Annotated in this window: 1 protein-coding gene and 2 pseudogenes; 2 read left to right on the top strand and 1 reads right to left on the bottom strand. The window is 68.1% G+C overall.

The window, feature by feature from the left end; all coding sequences use genetic code 11:
• Together AOK17_RS47490 and AOK17_RS53435 are read left to right on the top strand one after the other, a co-directional pair.
• A pseudogene (locus AOK17_RS47490) lies at positions 1 to 241 on the top strand (arsenate reductase/protein-tyrosine-phosphatase family protein); the annotation flags it as partial.
• A 2-nt stretch (positions 242 to 243) separates the two neighbouring features.
• Positions 244 to 341 (top strand): annotated as a pseudogene (locus AOK17_RS53435) (phosphotyrosine protein phosphatase); the annotation flags it as partial.
• Between the two features lie 104 nt (positions 342 to 445).
• On the opposite strand, the gene AOK17_RS53430 reads toward AOK17_RS53435, so the two are convergent.
• Positions 446 to 994, bottom strand: a 549-nt coding sequence (locus tag AOK17_RS53430; RefSeq protein WP_483855200.1) for a DUF8017 domain-containing protein, incomplete at its 5' end; no start/stop codon positions are given.

Below are 994 nucleotides of genomic sequence, written 5' to 3'. Positions count from 1 at the left end.
TGCGTCCACAACGCGGGGCGGTCGCAGATGGCTGCCGCGTTCCTCACCCACCTAGCCGGAGACAAGGTCGAAGTCCGCTCGGCCGGCTCCGCCCCCGCCGACACGGTCAACCCGGCGGTCGTCGAGGCGATGAAGGAAGTCGGCATCGACATCTCCGCCGAGACACCAAAGGTGCTGACCGTCGAGGCCGTGCAGGCGTCCGACGTGGTGATCACCATGGGGTGCGGTGACTCCTGCCCGGNNTCGACGACCCCGCCGGGCAGGGGGTCGCCTCGGTTCGCCCGATCCGCGACGAGATCGAACGGCGCATTCGCGGCCTGCTGATCGAACTGGACAGCTGACTCCGTCGGGACATCGACTGCGCGTGGAGCTCCCTCTCAGCCCCTTCTTTCGGCCTGCTCGGGCCGAGCAGGCCGCTCCGGCTGCCGCTACCGCGCGAGGGACGTCACGTGTCCGTGGGTGCGTCCTTGGTGAGGCGTACGGTGCTCAGGATCTTCTGGACGGTCGCCTCGGGGATCTCGTCACCGACGCCCTTGGCGCCGTAGAGGTTCCAGGTGACGAAGTCGCCCGCGCTGTTCTTGAACGCGAAGGTGATGGCCTTGCCCTCGCTGTCGCACTTGCCGTTCTGCGGCGTGTTCTTCGAGTACGCGGTGGCGATGCTGCCCTCAAGGCCCGACTTCGTGGTGTACGCCTTCGCCTTGTCGAACTTCACGCTCTTCTTGTCCGGCTGCGTGTAGCCGCCGAAGATCCACCACGGGACCCGGGTCTCGGCGGCCTCGGCCGAGTCCTTGGCGCCGTTCTCGCCGCGCGTTCCGGCGGTGGCCAGCGCGGTGTCCTCGTCGCGGCCGTCCTTGTCGCTGTCCGTGGTGCACCACTTGGACTTGAGGTAGGCGGGGGCGGTGACCGTGGTGCGGTCGGTCTTGCCCTTCTCCTCCCACTCGAAGCCCACGCTCGTGTCGGTGCTCTCGATCTCCCAGTCGGCGGGGACGTCGAA

The sequence above is a fragment of the Streptomyces phaeochromogenes genome (genome assembly GCF_001418655.1).
Lineage (GTDB): Bacteria > Actinomycetota > Actinomycetes > Streptomycetales > Streptomycetaceae > Streptomyces > Streptomyces phaeochromogenes.
Note: the sequence above shows the minus strand (reverse complement) of the source record. Positions and strands in the feature narration are given on the sequence as shown.